Origin of the sequence: Providencia sp. PROV076 (assembly GCF_028483405.1) — a bacterium.
Taxonomy (GTDB): Bacteria; Pseudomonadota; Gammaproteobacteria; order Enterobacterales; family Enterobacteriaceae; genus Providencia; species Providencia huaxiensis.
The window spans coordinates 1-1,133 of the sequence record NZ_JAMPRR010000074.1 but is presented as its reverse complement, the minus strand read 5'-3'; the positions used below and the strand labels follow the sequence as shown (position 1 = coordinate 1,133).

Genomic DNA, 1,133 nt, shown 5'->3' with positions numbered 1-1,133 from the left:
CGAGGGCTTTACTAAGCTTGCCCCTTCCGCCGTTGTCATAATCGGTTATGGCATCGCATTTTATTTTCTTTCTCTGGTTCTGAAATCCATCCCTGTCGGTGTTGCTTATGCAGTCTGGTCGGGACTCGGCGTCGTCATAATTACAGCCATTGCCTGGTTGCTTCATGGGCAAAAGCTTGATGCGTGGGGCTTTGTAGGTATGGGGCTCATAATTGCTGCCTTTTTGCTCGCCCGATCCCCATCGTGGAAGTCGCTGCGGAGGCCGACGCCATGGTGACGGTGTTCGGCATTCTGAATCTCACCGAGGACTCCTTCTTCGATGAGAGCCGGCGGCTAGACCCCGCCGGCGCTGTCACCGCGGCGATCGAAATGCTGCGAGTCGGATCAGACGTCGTGGATGTCGGACCGGCCGCCAGCCATCCGGACGCGAGGCCTGTATCGCCGGCCGATGAGATCAGACGTATTGCGCCGCTCTTAGACGCCCTGTCCGATCAGATGCACCGTGTTTCAATCGACAGCTTCCAACCGGAAACCCAGCGCTATGCGCTCAAGCGCGGCGTGGGCTACCTGAACGATATCCAAGGATTTCCTGACCCTGCGCTCTATCCCGATATTGCTGAGGCGGACTGCAGGCTGGTGGTTATGCACTCAGCGCAGCGGGATGGCATCGCCACCCGCACCGGTCACCTTCGACCCGAAGACGCGCTCGACGAGATTGTGCGGTTCTTCGAGGCGCGGGTTTCCGCCTTGCGACGGAGCGGGGTCGCTGCCGACCGGCTCATCCTCGATCCGGGGATGGGATTTTTCTTGAGCCCCGCACCGGAAACATCGCTGCACGTGCTGTCGAACCTTCAAAAGCTGAAGTCGGCGTTGGGGCTTCCGCTATTGGTCTCGGTGTCGCGGAAATCCTTCTTGGGCGCCACCGTTGGCCTTCCTGTAAAGGATCTGGGTCCAGCGAGCCTTGCGGCGGAACTTCACGCGATCGGCAATGGCGCTGACTACGTCCGCACCCACGCGCCTGGAGATCTGCGAAGCGCAATCACCTTCTCGGAAACCCTCGCGAAATTTCGCAGTCGCGACGCCAGAGACCGAGGGTTAGATCATGCCTAGCATTCACCTTCCGGCCGCCCGCT

2 protein-coding genes are annotated in these 1,133 nt (G+C 59.8%); both read left to right on the top strand.

The window, feature by feature from the left end:
- Positions 1-277 (top strand): DMT family transporter (locus tag PSF67_RS22020; RefSeq protein WP_017900405.1); only part of this gene is annotated, 277 nt, incomplete at its 5' end.
- The gene (gene sul1, locus PSF67_RS22015; protein ID WP_000259031.1) at positions 271-1,110 is read left to right on the top strand and encodes a sulfonamide-resistant dihydropteroate synthase Sul1; all 840 of its coding nucleotides are present in this window, start codon (positions 271-273) and stop codon (positions 1,108-1,110) included. The genes PSF67_RS22020 and sul1, both read left to right, overlap by 7 nt.
- The last annotated feature ends 23 nt before the right edge of the window (positions 1,111-1,133 follow it).